At 40.7% G+C, this 16,134-nt stretch carries 16 protein-coding genes and 1 tRNA gene; 10 read left to right on the forward strand and 7 right to left on the reverse strand.

Going from position 1 to position 16,134, the window contains the following annotated elements; all coding sequences use genetic code 11:
• Positions 1-62 precede the first annotated feature (62 nt).
• Genes pfkB through lacD form a run of 4 tightly spaced genes read left to right on the forward strand, consistent with a single transcriptional unit; the run spans position 63 to position 3,840 of the window.
• On the forward strand, positions 63-995 hold the full coding sequence (gene pfkB, locus CBF27_RS01365; protein ID WP_126811623.1) for a 1-phosphofructokinase: 933 nt from the start codon (positions 63-65) through the stop codon (positions 993-995).
• Entirely contained in the window at positions 992-2,380 is a 1,389-nt protein-coding gene (locus tag CBF27_RS01370) for a PTS fructose transporter subunit IIC (protein WP_126811625.1), read from the forward strand. Before pfkB ends, CBF27_RS01370 begins: the two co-directional genes overlap by 4 nt.
• A 26-nt stretch (positions 2,381-2,406) precedes the next feature.
• Positions 2,407-2,853, forward strand: coding sequence for a PTS sugar transporter subunit IIA (locus CBF27_RS01375; RefSeq protein ID WP_126811627.1), 447 nt, complete (start codon positions 2,407-2,409; stop codon positions 2,851-2,853).
• 9 nt (positions 2,854-2,862) lie between these two features.
• A complete protein-coding gene (lacD, locus tag CBF27_RS01380; RefSeq protein WP_126811629.1) occupies positions 2,863-3,840 on the forward strand; it encodes a tagatose-bisphosphate aldolase in 978 nt (325 codons plus the stop codon).
• Between the two features lie 51 nt (positions 3,841-3,891).
• Here lacD and CBF27_RS01385 read toward each other — a convergent pair whose 3' ends face one another.
• The 7 genes from CBF27_RS01385 to CBF27_RS01410 all read right to left on the reverse strand — a co-directional run bounded on the left by CBF27_RS01385 (position 3,892) and on the right by CBF27_RS01410 (position 9,388).
• A complete protein-coding gene (locus tag CBF27_RS01385) occupies positions 3,892-4,599 on the reverse strand; it encodes an HAD family hydrolase (RefSeq protein WP_126811631.1) in 708 nt (235 codons plus the stop codon).
• A gap of 159 nt (positions 4,600-4,758) precedes the next feature.
• Positions 4,759-4,959: a cold-shock protein gene (locus CBF27_RS01390; RefSeq protein WP_126811633.1), complete on the reverse strand. Its 201-nt coding sequence runs from the start codon at positions 4,957-4,959 to the stop codon at positions 4,759-4,761.
• Between the two features lie 303 nt (positions 4,960-5,262).
• Complete coding sequence (locus tag CBF27_RS01395; RefSeq protein ID WP_126811635.1) at positions 5,263-6,153, reverse strand: alpha/beta fold hydrolase; 891 nt, start codon at positions 6,151-6,153, stop codon at positions 5,263-5,265.
• 96 nt (positions 6,154-6,249) lie between these two features.
• Positions 6,250-6,549 carry a nucleoside/nucleotide kinase family protein gene (locus CBF27_RS14015; RefSeq protein WP_148112270.1) on the reverse strand — a complete coding sequence of 100 codons (300 nt, stop codon included), beginning with the start codon at positions 6,547-6,549 and terminating at the stop codon, positions 6,250-6,252.
• Between the two features lie 689 nt (positions 6,550-7,238).
• Positions 7,239-8,087 (reverse strand): glycosyltransferase family 8 protein, encoded by an 849-nt coding sequence (locus CBF27_RS01400; RefSeq protein WP_211334580.1) that lies wholly within the window; start codon positions 8,085-8,087, stop codon positions 7,239-7,241.
• Positions 8,088-8,330: 243 nt separating this feature from the next.
• Entirely contained in the window at positions 8,331-8,795 is a 465-nt protein-coding gene (locus CBF27_RS01405; protein ID WP_211334589.1) for an FUSC family protein, read from the reverse strand.
• A gap of 520 nt (positions 8,796-9,315) precedes the next feature.
• A tRNA-Ala gene (locus CBF27_RS01410) sits at positions 9,316-9,388 on the reverse strand.
• Positions 9,389-9,915: 527 nt separating this feature from the next.
• Here CBF27_RS01410 and CBF27_RS01415 point away from each other — a divergent pair.
• The 6 genes from CBF27_RS01415 to CBF27_RS01440 are packed head-to-tail and all read left to right on the forward strand — an operon-like array spanning position 9,916 to position 15,963.
• Positions 9,916-11,961 carry a BglG family transcription antiterminator gene (locus tag CBF27_RS01415; RefSeq protein ID WP_170174962.1) on the forward strand — a complete coding sequence of 682 codons (2,046 nt, stop codon included), beginning with the start codon at positions 9,916-9,918 and terminating at the stop codon, positions 11,959-11,961.
• Position 11,962: 1 nt separating this feature from the next.
• Complete coding sequence (locus CBF27_RS01420; protein ID WP_211334581.1) at positions 11,963-12,436, forward strand: PTS sugar transporter subunit IIA; 474 nt, start codon at positions 11,963-11,965, stop codon at positions 12,434-12,436.
• Between the two features lie 21 nt (positions 12,437-12,457).
• On the forward strand, positions 12,458-12,757 hold the full coding sequence (locus CBF27_RS01425) for a PTS sugar transporter subunit IIB (protein WP_126811641.1): 300 nt from the start codon (positions 12,458-12,460) through the stop codon (positions 12,755-12,757).
• A gap of 15 nt (positions 12,758-12,772) precedes the next feature.
• Positions 12,773-14,191 (forward strand): PTS galactitol transporter subunit IIC, encoded by a 1,419-nt coding sequence (locus CBF27_RS01430; RefSeq protein WP_126811643.1) that lies wholly within the window; start codon positions 12,773-12,775, stop codon positions 14,189-14,191.
• Between the two features lie 6 nt (positions 14,192-14,197).
• The gene (locus CBF27_RS01435) at positions 14,198-15,256 is read left to right on the forward strand and encodes a galactitol-1-phosphate 5-dehydrogenase (RefSeq protein WP_211334582.1); all 1,059 of its coding nucleotides are present in this window, start codon (positions 14,198-14,200) and stop codon (positions 15,254-15,256) included.
• Positions 15,257-15,267: 11 nt separating this feature from the next.
• Positions 15,268-15,963, forward strand: a complete 696-nt coding sequence (locus tag CBF27_RS01440) for an L-ribulose-5-phosphate 4-epimerase (protein WP_126811645.1) — start codon at positions 15,268-15,270, stop codon at positions 15,961-15,963.
• Positions 15,964-16,134: the final 171 nt, after the last annotated feature.

Consider the following 16,134-nt stretch of genomic DNA (forward strand, 5'->3'; position numbering starts at 1 on the left):
AATCCGTAAACATTTACAATATTGAACGTGTCATACTTAACATGAAGCGGAGGGGGTAAGTCATGATATATACAGTAACAATGAATCCGGCAATTGATTTGTTTTGCCAGACGAGGGAGTTGGTTCCTAAACGGGTCAACCGCACCACCAAGGATGATATACAGCCCAACGGCAAAGGGGTGAATATCTCATTCATTCTGCGCCAGCTGGGGATTGACAGTGTGGCCTACGGGTTCAGTGCCGGCTTTACAGGGGCGTTCATCCAGGAAGCACTGACAGAAAAGAAGATTCGGGAAGATTTTGTGCGTGTGGACGGTATGACGCGCATCAATGTTTTCATTAATGTGGAAAATCAGCAGACGGAGTATAAAGTCGTTAATCCGGGACCGGTTGTTGAACTGGACGCACAGGCTGAGCTGCTGGCTAAAATCGAGCAAATTGACCGCGGGGATACACTCTGTGTGTCAGGCAGTCTGCCGCAGGGCTGTTCGCCGACGATACTGGTCGACATAGCCGCTATTTGCCACAGACGGGGCATTCGGCTGGTCATGGATACGAGCTACCGTGAAGTGCTTGCTTGTCTTGCGTATCAGCCGTATTTGCTGAAACCGAACGAAGAGGAGCTGAGCGAGTGGTTTGGCGAAACGCTCGCCGACGAAGCCGAGCTGATTGAGTATGCGCAAAAGCTGGTGTCTGAAGGCTGTCAGCAAGTGCTGCTGTCGCTGGGCAGCGAGGGTGCTGTGTTGATCGACGGAGAGGTGATTCTCAGAGGCAATGCACCAAACGGTCAAGTGGTCAATACCGCGTGCGCCGGCGATACGTTGTTAGGGACGTTTTTAGGGTGCCGCATGCAAGGATGCAGCAAAGAAGAGAGTTTGAAACAGGCGATTGCAGCAGGAAGTTCAACAGCATTTCGGGAAGGCTTGACTGATTTTTCAGATACAGATGCATTAGCACAACAAATAACAATCAAAAGGATGGAGGAAAATAAATGACTACCTATAAAATTTTAGCCGCAACCGGTTGCCCGACAGGGATTGCACACACGTACATGGCTGCGGAAGCATTGGAACAGGCAGCGAAGGCAAAAAATGTTTCCATTAAAGTCGAAACACATGGCCAAGTCGGTATCGAAAATGAGTTTACAGAAGAAGAAATCCGCAATGCAGAGGTCATCATCATTGCGGCAGACAAGGATGTGCAAAGCGAGCGGTTTGCCGGCAAACGGGTCATCGAAGTGTCTGTCGGAAAAGGTATCAAAGAACCGGACTTGCTGATTGAGCAAGCTTTGGCAGGCAAAGGTACCATCCGGAAAGGTGACGTGTCAGAGTCTGCCGGTGATGCCGCCGAGGCGAAGGGCTCAAGCGGCATCGGGCATGTGATTTACAAACATTTGATGAACGGCGTTTCCCATATGCTGCCGTTTGTTGTCGGCGGCGGTGTGCTGGTGGCTGTCTCCTTTTTATGGGGGATTTATTCAGCAGAACCGGACCACGCACAGTACAATGCCTTTGCCGCCATGTTAAAAACAATCGGCGGAACATCCATGGGATTGATGGTGCCGGTCTTGTCCGCTTACATTGCGGAAAGTATTGCCAAAAGACCCGGTTTAGTGGTCGGCTTTGTCGGCGGCCTCGTTGCAAATAATGGCGGGACTGGTTTCCTTGGCGGTATTATTTCTGGTTTTTTGGCGGGCTATTTGATTGTGCTGTTATCCAAAGTATTCAAGCAATTGCCGAAATCGCTGGACGGGCTAAAGGTGATTTTCTTGTATCCGGTTATCGGTGTGTTTATCATCGGTACGGTTATGACCTTGTTATCTGAACCGATGTCGGGCGTGAATGAATGGATGATGGATTTTCTTGCGGGATTTGAAGACTCTAATCCGCTTATCTTAGGCATCATCGTCGGCTGTATGAGTGCCTTTGATATGGGCGGGCCGGTGAACAAAGCAGCCTATGTATCAGGCACACTGCTTTTGGCACAGGGGAACACGACCTTTATGGCAGGCGTTTCAGCTGCTTGTATTGCGCCGCCTTTGATGACAACGGTTGCTGTCTTGTTGTTCAAAGATGCCTATTCGAAGGAAGATCGCAATGCGGGACTGGTCAACTTCATCCTAGGGTCGACACATATTACGGAAGGTGCCATTCCGTTTGCAGCAAAGAACCCGCTGAAGAACATTCCAATCATGATGATCGGGTCTTCTGTGGCCGCAGTTTTGACCTATCTCTTTAAAGTACAAGTGCCGGCACCACATGGCGGTTTTCTGGTGCTGCCGGTTGTCACGCATCCGCTGATGTGGGTTCTTGCGATTTTGGCAGGCTCGATTATCGGCGGACTGCTTCTAGGGCTGGTGCAAAAAAGTAGTCAGAAATAAACAGTTATTAAAAAGGAGCAGCTAATATGATTAATCAGGAACATATTTTTCTTAACCAGCAGTGTGCATCACAAAGCGAGATGTTTGATTTTTTGGCAAAGACGGTCGTCTCACTCGGGTATGGTAAAGACGAATCGCAAATTAAAGATGCATTGATTCGAAGAGAAAGGGAAGGCACGACGGGCATGATGGACGGATTTGCCATTCCCCATGCAAAATCGCCTGCCATCTCATCACCGACAGTCATTGTTGTCACCAATGATATGCCGCTGGAGTGGCAATCCATGGACGGGGAAAAAATCCGAATTGTTATCGGCTTGTTCATACCAGAGAGCGAAGCCGGGACAACTCACTTGCAGATGTTGTCGAAAATATCCCGTATGTTGATGAATGCAGAGAAGAAGCAGCTGATTAAAGAAGCAACTAACAAAGAGACAATCCTTTCAGTGATTCAGGAAAGTATTGCGAAATAGGAGAAGAAGATGGACGAGATAAAACAATGTAAGATGGCTAAATTAGCCAATGGCAACGGCGTTATCGCCGCACTGGCTATCGACCAGCGCGGTGCGCTCAGAAAGATGTTTTCCCGGGAAAATTATACGGGCGATGTTGACGGTGCGGCTAAACAGTTCAAGCAGCTTGTGTCAGAGGAATTGACACCGTATGCGTCTGCCATTTTGCTGGACCCAGAGTATGGTCTGGCGGCAGCCGATGCCCGCTCAGAGAATGCAGGTCTGCTGATTGCTTATGAGCAGACAGGGTACGATGCATCTGAACCGGGACGATTCCCTGATTTGCTTCATGACTGGTCGGTACAGCGCATCAAAGCACAAGGGGCTGACGCGGTTAAGTTTCTTTTGTATTATGATGAGGCAGAGGGCTACGATATCAATGACCGCAAGCATGCGTTTGTGGAAAGAATCGGTTCGGAATGTGCGGCAGAGCAGATGCCGTTTTATTTGGAGCTGCTGTCTTATGATGCGTCTATAACAGATAACAGCAGCAAAGAATTTGCAAAAATCAAACCGGAGAAAGTTATCCGAATGATGCGGGAATTTTCAAAACCCCAGTATCATGTGGACGTATTGAAAGTTGAAGTGCCGGTCAACATGGCTTACGTTGAAGGCTTTGCAAACAGTGTGGCGGATGTTGTTTTCTCAGCCGAAGAAGCCAAAGCATATTTTAAGGAGCAAAGTGAAGCGACACATCTGCCGTTTATCTTTTTAAGCGCCGGCGTGAGTTCGGAGTTATTCCAAAAAACACTGCTTTTTGCCCATGAAGCTGGTTCGACATTCAACGGCGTGCTCTGCGGCCGGTCAACGTGGCAAGGTGCTGTGCCAGTATTTATTAACGAAGGAGAAGCTGCAGCCAGAGACTGGCTGAGGACTCAGGGGAAAGCTAATATTGAACAGCTGAATGCAGTACTGGACAAGACAGCCGGCTCGTGGAAAGATCGCTAAAGAGAGAAAGATTTAAAAAATCAGACAGTGATATTTGATCACTGTCTGATTTTATTTATGCCCAAGAATATCGCCAATGACGGACTGAAGAGTTTGGTGTGCATTGACTTCATAATCAGGCAGGATGTCTTTGGTTGTTAAGTCTGTATTGTGTCTATTGATAAATACAGTGTGCCAGCCGACCTTTTTAGCACCGATGACATCGTTGGTGTAAGAGTCGCCGACATAGTAAGTTCTTTCCGGAATCAGCGACAACTGTGATGCTGCATGCTGGAATATCCGTGGGTCCGGTTTGGCATATCCGACTTCACCGGAAATGAACCACCTGTTTTCAGGGAACCATTTCCCCAACTGCAGCTGCTGGATTTTGCGGCGCTGGTATGCGCCGGGACCATTGGTTATAAGGGCAGTCTGAACGCCATGTGCGTGACACATATCCAAAGTTATCGCGGCATCTGTCGTCATCTGAATCTGACTAAGCGCTGTGATATACGCCTCTTGGAAAGCAAGTGCCTGTTCAGGCGTGACAGATAAGTCAAAGTCAGCCAATGCTTTGGTCACGCGGTAAATGTACATATCAGTCTCTGTCATTTGTTTTGCTTGGACCTGAGGAAACACTTGGTCGCTGTACATACGGTAGACTGGAAATACTTTGTTTAACGGGAGTTTGGTGTCGGGAAAAAGAGTGTCAAAGGCTTGCTGAAAAGGGACCAGCTGGTCATACAGTGTGTCATCCATATCGAATAAAATTGCGGTCATGTCTAGTTTCCTCCAGTATCTTGTTCATAAAAAAACACTATACTTACTACTATACCAAAAAGAGCGAGCGGATTCAGCTGATATTGTCAAAATAGTTTCTTTTACAAAATAATTCAGCAAACAAAAAAAGGCTACCCAATCAGGGCAGCCTTTACAGACTTATGCTTTATGAATGTTTGCAGCCTGCGGTCCGCGTGGTGAATCTTCCACATCAAACGTCACAGCTTGTCCTTCATCTAAAGTTTTGAAGCCTTCACCTTGAATAGCTGAAAAATGTGCGAACACATCATCGCCGCCATCTCTAGTGATAAAACCAAAACCTTTATCGGCATTAAACCATTTTACTGTACCAGTTTCCATAGATAGAACCTCCTTAAATTTATTGTAATCATTACGAATTTATAAGAGGTTCTTTGAAACAAAACACTCAATTATGAATTTCAGAAAAATTACTGTTTTCAATATACCACAGTCCCTCTGCTTTAGCAAATAAAAATTACTTTTTGTCCAGTAATATTAGAGTATGTACGGATAGAGATGTCTACGGTTTCGACTGAGGGCACAGGTTAGGATTCTTTTTCACGGGTTCCAGTTCATGATGGTCTCTCTCCTTGTAAGGATGTTTGGAGGAGATGAGCTCTTGGCATACGATGATGGTAGAGTTCATTGAAAGAGTTCACGCACCAAGCGGTTGAATTTATCTGGTTCCTCCCATTGCGGGAAGTGGGCCGACTTTTCAAATAGGTGAAGTGATTTGCTGCTTTTTAACTGGTTAAACCACTCTATTGCGATAGCGGCAGAGACGTGCTGGTCGTGGACACCTTCAACTAAGTGGACAGGGACATCTAAACGGGTTATATTTGAAAAATCAACGGTCATTAGCTCCGGCCAAAGTTTTTCGATTGATTGCTTTGCGCCTTTTTGTCTGTTGAGCAATTCTTTAATGGTATAGGTCCGGGAAAATAAAAATGATTTTACCAAATATAAATAGTTAGCTCTGCCATAAAGTGAGCCGCCCTGTTTCACAATATCGCGGGTGGTTGTTAAAACGTGGTCCATCCATGAGTCTGAATTGAAATCCAGTGTTTTTTTAACATGGCTGTCATTGTAAAGGAAGGCCAGTTGATTGTCATATGTCTGTTGCATGTTGATAACTTGTCCGCAGCCGATGTAGGCTTGAATGTATTCAGGAAATTGCAGCAGGCATGTCAACGCAATGACGCTTCCCCAAGAATGTCCGATCATATACACTTTTTGATCACCATATTCGCTTAAAAGAGTGTCGATAATGACTTTGACATCATCCACATAATCTTGCAGTGCGGGAGTGTCATCGTCAGTGAATGGATAGTAGGACAGTCCAGCGCCTCTTTGTTCCCAGACAACAAGGGTATAGTCAGTCATCAATGTAGAATTGTAGGTGTCAATAAGCGGCAAGCATACATCCCCTGGTCCCCCATGCAAATAAAGAATTAGAGGGTTGGCGGCATCAGTCGAATAAGTGACAAGACATTGCTGTTTTCCGTTTATATCGGCATAAGTTTTTTTAAACATCTTTGAGCCCTTTCATGATAGTGATAGACTGATGATACCATGTACCGCACTTATTTGACACATAAGCCGCAGAAATAGAGAAATTTTCAGAGTGAATCACGTGATCAAAGTATTGGTGATGAGTTGGCTGTTCTGACTGACGGGTACTTTATCGACTTGTTGCGAAACGATTGCTTCATGAGCAATAGGTAATGGCCTGATTAAAGTGAGATAGGTTTGCGACCACGATCGTGTATCTTTTTGGCTAAAATCCCTCAGTATTAGTCTTGCAAAAGCGACATCCAAGGGAATGGGGATGTGAACCACTTTCGGGAAGTCTAACAGAAGACAATCATAGTTGTTCTTTAGTTTCAGGCTATCATCAGCCAGCTCCTGCATCAAAGCAACAGTCGTCAAATGGCAAGACGAACGAATGAAGTAACTGTTTTTCGAATGCCTGTTATTCTGCTAACTAAAATCATCTGAGTATTTATTATGAGTCACCTCCCTTTTTGTGTCCCGCTTATGGCAAAGGTAAAAAATTTCAGAGACAATTGCGGGAAGTTTGCCAGTATAAAACACTAACGTCAAAAGAGCATGAAGGTCAAGTTATGAGAAGAATTCATAAAAAAAACAGCTTAAATTATTTTAGGCTGTTTAGTCGCTTAGCAGTTTTTGCTAAGAATGTATTGATTTCTGGCGGGTACGCCAGCGGATTTCAAATGACAGCGGAATAAGAATAACTTGAACCATTACCCAAACAACAAAGAAGCCGACGTTTATGAATGACAGAAAGGGACTAATTGCATAGAGCAGCATGGCGAATAGAATCAGATATTTTCCCAGATATATATTTGACTGTCTGAGGTAATTTTTGTCGGATAAATGTAATAGGCAAAATAAATTGTTCCAGAGGATATTAGGAAATTTTGAAAAAACAACGCCTGTCAGCAAAATAAAGGTTGCTATCACAATATTGTATGCCATTAAAGTAATCATTCCTTTCCAGTGTGTACGTATCAGACAAACGGTAAAAGTGAAAAACAATGTACGGAAGATTGTGTTTCCGATTTATAAGCGGTGTTTTATCTAACGTTATACCAGTATCATCCTAAAAAATTTTTTTCCAAACGTGTCAAGAGTTGCATGTAGTGAAGATACAGAGCGGTGAATCTGCTGTCGCTATTTGGATTCCATGGCTTGGGTTGACCGCAAAAATGCAAAATCACTGTATTGCTTATGACCCATTGAAGATCATGCTTGCTTAAGCTTCGGGCATAGTAACTGACAGCTTTTCTGGTGTCGTAATTCCAGATTTCTTCAGGCACCTCTTTTATATGCTTGCCATAGAGAAAATTAAGCACGTCCTGATCGGGCAATAATAGCTCTGCACCATGCTTTTCAATGACGCCCAATATATCTTCTAAGTTAACGTTCGCTCGAGTTTTTTCCAAATCAAGCAACATCACACCAGAATTAAAATACTCGTGGTCTGTACCAAGCCGGATTTTGTTTATTTCTGAGGTTAAATTCGTTATTCCAGTGTGTGTAGCGGCAGCAATCATGTTGCCTTCAAGATCGACCTCCCATAAATCGTTGATAGGATTGATTACCAAAATATCCGGGTCAAGATAAATAACTTTTTTGACGTCTTGGGGGAGAATTTCGCCGCATAACAACCTGAAATACATTTCTTTAGGATATCTTTTAATTGTGGGTGCTTTATCCAACCAATTTTTAGTGATTTGTTCGTTGTGCAACTCCCAACCAAAGTAATCTGTCAGTTTTTTCAGATCACTCATTTTTTTCGGTCCGATTGATTCATGGATGACCCAGATTCTAAAGTTTTCTTCCAAGTTATTATGATGCAAAGAGGTGAGCATTACTTTTAAAGGTTCCATGTAGTTTTCGTTCAGTGTTACTAAGACATCAATCGGCACATTTTCTTTCCTCATGATCCATCTCCTCCTGAGTTTGTGGTTTAAAGAGATAAAAAAACTAAAGCTGACCTAGTACATAAACACTCCCTTTTCCAATAGTATATCATGTTTGAAGCAGGTCTAAGCAATGGATTATCTATTTTTTGAGGGGGTGTTTTCTGTACGGATAGGAAAGTCTGAACCATCAGTCTTATAAACAGCAAAAAATGAGACAGCGGTCTGATTCAGACCAGTGTCTCATTTTGAGATGTGTGTGCATCATGCTTGTTCTGTTCTTCTGCCAGGCAAGATACTGTTAACGCCCAGCGCTACTCCCATACCGATAAAGCTGTCTATTACGCGATTGATTGCATAAGCATAAGTCTGATGCTCAGGTATCATAAACAAGATTGTTAGTAGCGTTGCACAAGCCCCAACCGTTCCTTCATGATGGTCAGTGGCAGAAAGAAGTGAAATAATCAAGACAATCACTATCGGCACAACAAATAACTGCACACTATTAGATGAACCGAATAATTTGAACAGGCTAATCACCACCAGGGAGCCTACCGCACCAAACACGTTGCCCACGACTCTGTGCCTGCCGTATTTGATGGTATTATACATGTCTTCGCGAAGTGTAAAAACTGCCGTGATTGCTGCCACGATGTATGCTTCCCTGTTCAATATAATGCTTATCAAAATACACAAAAAAACAGAGACGCCTGTTTTAAACGTCCGCATACCAATTTTCAACCATTTTCCCTCACTTTGTATTTATCCTACTCATATAGTAAACACTATTTACGGGATAGATGCAAATGTGATTTTCTTCTGAACCAATTCCAATCTCCTATAAAATGAACGATAGCCTTCTCAAGCAAGAGAAGGCTATCTGATTAATCAATATTAAATATTTTAAAGTTGTGAGGTCACTATTACTCGATTTCGATTATTTCTCATTTAAACGATGTAATCCCTAACCACTATTACATCCTTGCAGTCCTTTAACTGCGCCAGTTGATTAAATTTCAATAAAACAGATCAAAATTTTTGCATATCAATATTTTTCATGTCCGACAAGTATAGCATAGAAACAGCTGAACTGCAAAGAGTGTTGCGTCACCTCGCGTGTCACTGGAGGCTGCGGATGGAGAAAGAAGGGCAAATACACTTACTGCTATTAAAATATGATTGCTTGGTGACCGATTAGCCGGATAAAGAAAAAAGCAACTTCGATATGAAGTTGCGGGTTGATAATAAATGGAGATAAGCGGGCTCGAACCGCTGACCTCTTGCATGCCATGCAAGCGCTCTCCCAGCTGAGCTATACCCCCAAAATGCTACAGACATTATTATATCATTATTTGTATAAATGGCAAGGGGGAATTTGGAAAAGAAAAAACAAGTATCATTCGAAAGTGATAATGTCCTAAGTAGGTCGAAAGACAAAATGATAAACTAGTGATATGAAAAACTAACGATATGATGCTGACAATAGATGAAACTGCACAAAGATGTAAAATTAAAGGTTGCATAACACATAATGAATTTGGATGAGATTATCGTTTTATCAATTGTGGTATAATTAATAAACAAAGTCCTATGTAGGAGACTAATTAGCAAGTAACAGTTTTGTTACTTGTATTTTTTTGTGTTCCTACTTAGTTCGGTTTCGATTTCACAAAATGATAATACTTAGGATGAGCGGTCACTTGTTTCAATCGCATTAGGACAAGCTTATATTGTCAGCTTTGAGCGAGGTAACTTTTTTGTGTGGATAAACATGAAAGTGCATACAAAAACGTTTATATATCTTTTTTGTGAAATCTCATATAATGAAATTAAGAAGGAGGAAGCTGTCATGGATGAACGAAGTGTAAAAGTATTAAATGAACTTTTAAGAACATCTGGCATAGAAGAAAGACTGACCAAAAAATTAAATGTGACAAAACGACAGCTAGACTACAGCTTTGAAAAAATAAACTACTGGCTTGAAGAAAGTGGTTTTCAACAATTGTATAGAGAAAAGGGCGAAGTTTTTCTCCCCGACCAAGTTCGTAAGGAAATTGTTGATCATCATTTTGTGTTTCCCTCCTATATATTTTCTTCTGACGAGCGAGTTAGTTTAATTATTTTGTTGATTTTAACTAGGAAAAGAAAAATTCTTTTATCAGATTTGTCGGATAAATTGGAAGTGACAAAAAATACGATTTTGAAAGATTTGAAAACTGTCCGGGCAAAATTGAAATCGAGAAATCTCCGACTTTCAAACGATAGATCAGAAGGATACAGTATCGAGGGAAAGGAATGGGATAAAAGAAATGTCTTAAAAAATATTATTGTAGATCTTTCCCGTTTTTTTGGCGGCATTGCAATTTTAAAAGAATATTTATCTATTTCCAACGATGTATATGATGATATTTTGGAAAAGATTTATATGATAGAAGACACTGTGGGTATCAAATACACAGATCAGACAATGCAATTTTTACCGTTGTTTTTGATTGCGATTTTAAGAAGGATAACTGAAGGAAAACTAATAGATATTGATTTCCACGTGACATTCAAACAATTTTCTGACACGAAGGAATATAATGCAACAAATATTCTGTTGGATGAGCTGAAAGAAAATGTCAGTGTTTCTGAAAAAACATATATTACTCTTCAAATTATTTCGTCGCAATCAATGAATCGCGATGTCTTGACAAGCGAAAGGTTCAGCGAAATTCGTAAGCGAATGAAAGAGTTTATTTTGTATTTTGAGTTTAAATCTGTGGTAGACATAGGAAACAAACAATCTCTATTAGAAAAGCTGCTAGATCACTTTATTCCAGCTTATTATCGAATCAAATATAAATTGACAACAAACTATACTATTGGCGAAGCTTTTCCGCAAGAATTTCATAACATATATTTAATATGTAAAAAAGCCATTCAGCCTTTAGAAAAATCATTAAAGATCAGCTTCCCTGAAGAAGAAATCAAGTTTCTTTCATTGATTGTAGGCGGGCATATTATTGGAGAAAGTTGTTCTACTGATGACCATAAAGATATTAAAGCTATCATCGTTTGTCCGAGTGGCGTCACGTTTTCTCAATTACTAAAAAATGATTTGAAGCAGATTTTCCCAAAAATTTATTTTGGAGCGCCAATTTCTGTCAGAGAGTTTGAAACATATGAGGAAGAGGTTGATATAGTATTCAGCTCAGTTCCGTTAGCAACACATAAGCCGCTCTTTGTTATCAACGAATTAATGACTGAAGATGACAAAAAGAAATTGAGATATCAAGTAAATGAACAAATCAGCCTCATGAAGTCGGAACTTTCCGAAATAGATAAAATTGTGTCAATTGTCAAAAAGCATACAGGCCTGGAGAATGAGGAAAAACTGAGATTTGATTTAGCGAATGAATATTTTTTTGATGAAGAAGAAAAGATGTCCTCGCCTTTAAGCTTAGCTAATTTATTAAGCGAAGACAATGTCGTTATCGTAGATCAAGTACGAGGTTGGGAAGAAGCAATAGAAATTGCTGCTCGTCCATTACAAGAAGCTGGGAACGTGACTTCCGATTATTTGGAAAAGATAAAGAACCACTTGTCTGAATTGTTGGAGTATGCGGTGCTTCAAGAAAAGATTGTGATTCCTCATTTAGGCCCGGAAGAAACGATTAGGGAAATGATGCTAAGTTTACTGTATATCAAACAAGGGATTTTTACTCCTAAGGGGCTGAAAATTTATTTTGTTCTAATGATTGCCCCGATTGATAAAGAACAGCATTTACCGGTATTAGTTGAGTTAATCAATTTGATGGGTGATACAGAAAAATATCACCAGTTATTAAATGCAGAAACTCCTCGAGAGTTAGTTGAGTTAATAGAAAATCATAGTGGAAAAGAGGTTGGCTAATGTGTCAAATGAAAATGCGTTGGTAGATATTCTTCAAAAAGATCTTATTTTTCTGAATGAGGAGTATTCGGCAATTGAAGATGTGATACAACATGTAGGTCAAGTAATGAAGGAAAAAAATATTGTGAAAGATACTTATTCGGATGCTGTAATAGACAGAGAAAAGATACTGCCCACGGGACTCAGTCTTTCAGGGCAATACGGGATAGCCATTCCACATACAGATTCCGAGCATGTAAACGAGTCTGCGATAGCGCTGATCACATTAAAAAATCCAATTAATGTTTGCTCGATGATTAATCCGGATGAAAGCATTTCAGTAAAGATAGTTATGCTGTTAGCTATCCATGACCCAAAACAACAGGTAGTCATTTTAAAAGAGCTGATGGGCTTGTTTAAAGATGTTGACTTGTTGAAAAAAATTGAAAACACAAAAAACCCTGCAGGTGTGTTTGATTTATTAAAGATAAAATAAATGAAGAAAAGGATGATTAACATGAAGAGTTTTAAAGTATTGTCAGTTTGTGGTTCGGGAACTGTAACATCATCAATGGTAGCCGGAAATTTAAAAGATACAATGGAAGAAAAAGGAATTAACATAACAACGACAGAGTCACGTCCAACAGAGGCTATGCAGTTGGCACAGAGTGGAACATTCGATTTTATTATTCATACTAGCCCGCTTCCTGACGGAGACTATGGTGTTCCAATTATAAATGCTACCGGTTTACTGACGGGATTTGGCGAGGATGAATTCTATGATGAAGTGATGGAAGTTATTGAAAAATTGTCTTAAGGAGGAGTCGAAAAAATGTTAGATGTTTTAAAGAGTATTTTTGATACGTTTGGTGCGGCAATCTTCGTGCCCGTCATGCTGTTTTTTGTTGCAAAAGCATTGAAGATCAAGACAAGCAAAGCTTTTTCATCTGCCTTGTATGCAGGTGTTGGTTTAACTGGTTTTACGCTTATTCTGAATTCTTACACACCAATCATATCTGAAGTAGTTCAAAAAATGATTGATCAAACCGGGATAAATTTACCAGTGTTTGACGTTGGTTGGCAGGCAACATCAATTGTTGCTTATGCAACTGATATAGGGATGATTTATATTGTCATCGCATTAGTGTTGCAGACAGCCTTATTCTTTTTGAAATGGACAGATGTATTCCAGCCTTCCGACCTATGGAATAACTATTCCTATATGGTTTGGGGATCAATGGTGTATTTGTCTACAGGAAACATGTTTTTAGGTTTGGGAGTTATGATTCTGCTGAATATGTACAGCTTGCTTTTGTCAGATTTGTTAGCTCGCAGATGGTCTACATACTATTCATATCCAAGAAGTACTATTATTGCCATGCATAATATTGAGCCGACTATTTTTGGCATGATAATGGATCCAATTTGGAATAAGTTGGGCTTACATAAAGTGCGCTTAAACCCGCAGACATTGCAAAAAAGACTTGGATTTTTAGGTGAGCCGATTTCATTAGGTCTGTTCTTAGGATTATTTCTAGGTGTTTTAGGAAACTTATCAACTTTGGGTGAGTTGGCTTCATGGGGACAAATTGCAAACGTAGCGATTTCTACATCAGCAGTTATGGCTATATTCCCTAGAATCGCGGGCATTTTCGCACAAGCTTTTGCACCAATCTCACAGGCTGCGAGTAAATCAGCCCGTAAAAGTGATCAAGGTGAAAGAGAATGGTACCTTGGTGTCAATGATGCTACTGGTTATGGAGAGCCGGCGACACTGATCTCAGGTATTATTTTGATACCTTTGATGGTAGTTATGGCAATGGTTCTTCCAGGAAACGAAACACTGCCGATAGTTGACCTTTTGGCTCTGCCATATATGGTGCAAGGATTGATTGCTATTTCAAATGGTAATATTGTGAAAACTGTATTAAATGGTGTTATTTGGTTTAGCTTAGGCTTGTATATGTGTACTTATACAGCACCTCTATTTACTGAAATAGCTGGTTCAGTAGGTATTACTTTACCTGCAGGAGCTTTGTTAATTACTAGTTTCAATATTCTGGGTAAGCCGTTGTTTGGTTTGGTATTCCTTGCATTCCTCTCGCAAAGTCCGCTATGGATAGCACTGACAGTCATTGTTTATCTGGTAGTGTATGTTGTTTGGCGTAAAAACAAAGAAGGAATCAGAGATTATCTTGATACACAAGCATTAAAAAATACAGCTTCAGAAGAAACTGGTCAAAAAGGATAGATGAAGATGGAAAAAATGAAAGCCGCAGTTTTAGTTGCGCCTGGAGTTATTGAAGTTCAAGAGATAGATATCCCAGAAATTACAGCAGATGAAGTGTTAATTAAAGTCTCATATACAGGAATATGTGGTTCAGACCTTCCGAGGACACAGAATGAAAATGGCGCTCGTAAGTACCCGCTAGTTATTGGACATGAATTCAGCGGCACTGTTGCCAAAGTCGGCGAAAATGTGAAGAACCTACCTTTGAATACGCCGGTATGCGTAGCGCCTTTAATCCCTGACCCGGAATCAATTTATACAAAAGAAGGTCTGTATGGTTTAAGTGATAACTATAATATTATTGGGACAGGAAGTAATGGCGGTATGGCCGAGTACGTCAAAGTGCCAATAGAGCATGTTGTACCTATTCCGAATTCGTTAAGTTTACTGGATGCAGCAGGTGTCGAACCGGCAGCAATATCATTTCATGCTTTAAGAAAGTCTAATATACAGGCTGGAGATAAAGTAGCTGTTCTGGGGTGTGGGCCGATTGGTCAATTTGCTGTTCAATGTGCAAAAATATTTGGTGCATCAGAAATCATTGCAGTAGATATCTTTCAGGACAAACTTAATCTGGCAAAAGAACTTGGTGCCACATCAACCATCAATAGTAAGGAAAATAATTTAATTGATGAAATAATGAAACAAACTGGGATTGGTGTTGATGTCGTGATTGAAACGGCCGGATCAGTTATTACCCAGGAGCAGGCGCTCAATATTGCCAGGAAGAATGGTTCAATCGTATTTGTCGGCATCTCTCATCAAGACCTGCATTTGAAAGCATCTTCCGTGGAAAAGATATTGCGTGGCGAACTTACTGTTAACGGTGCTTGGAATTCATATACGGCCCCATACCCTGGCAGAGATTGGGAAGGCACATTGGCATTCATGGATAAGAAAGAGATTGTATTCCAACCGATGATTTCTCATCATATCAGCTTAGAGGAATTAGGGGATTATCTGACGAAAATGCACAATAAAACAATCGAATTTAACAAAGTAATCGTAGACGTAAATCCAGAGTAGGAGTGAAATAGATGTTAAAAAAATTAAAAGAAGAAGTTTATGCTGCAAATATGGAGCTCCAAAGACAAGGATTAGTTAAATACACTTGGGGAAATGCGAGCGGTTTTGATGAAGATGAGCAAGTGTTTGTTATTAAGCCAAGTGGGGTTCCATATGAAGAATTAACACCGGATGATTTGGTAACTGTTAATTTGGATGGAGAAAAAGTTGATGGAAAATTGAATCCTTCTTCTGATACTGCCACTCATGCGGTTATTTATAAACATTTTAAAGAGATTAAAGGCGTTGTACACACGCATTCCCCATGGGCGACGATTTGGGCTCAGTCAGGACAAGAATTGCGCCCAATGGGAACGACGCATGCGGATCATTTTTATGGTGCGATTCCTTGTGCCAGATATTTGACGAAACAAGAGATTGACGAGGGCTATGAAAAGGAAACCGGAAATCTAATTGTGGACACGTTTAAAGAAAAAAATATTGACCCAGTTGCGGTCCCGGGCATTTTACTACATGGGCATGCCTCCTTTACATGGGGAAAGAATGTCACAGATGCTGTTGTAAATAACGTGGTTTTAGATGAGATTGCTAAAATGAACTTGTTTGCTCGAATCGTCAATCCTAATGCTTCGGATTTGCCTCAGGAAATTTTAGATAAACATTATTTGCGCAAACACGGTGCGAATGCTTACTACGGACAAAATTAAAATCAAACCAGACTGAATGTTCAGTCTGGTTTGATTCAATAGTTTTCCAATAACAAAGCGGGTATTAAATCAACGAAATTGTAGTAATTATTTTGTTTGAATTACTTCAAGTTAATAAGGATATCGGTGTTAGGTAGCCAAAACTCTAAATTCATTAGAAGAAGGAGAAAA

The organism is Vagococcus acidifermentans (assembly GCF_003987655.1).
In the GTDB taxonomy this organism is placed as follows: Bacteria; Bacillota; Bacilli; order Lactobacillales; family Vagococcaceae; genus Vagococcus_B; species Vagococcus_B acidifermentans.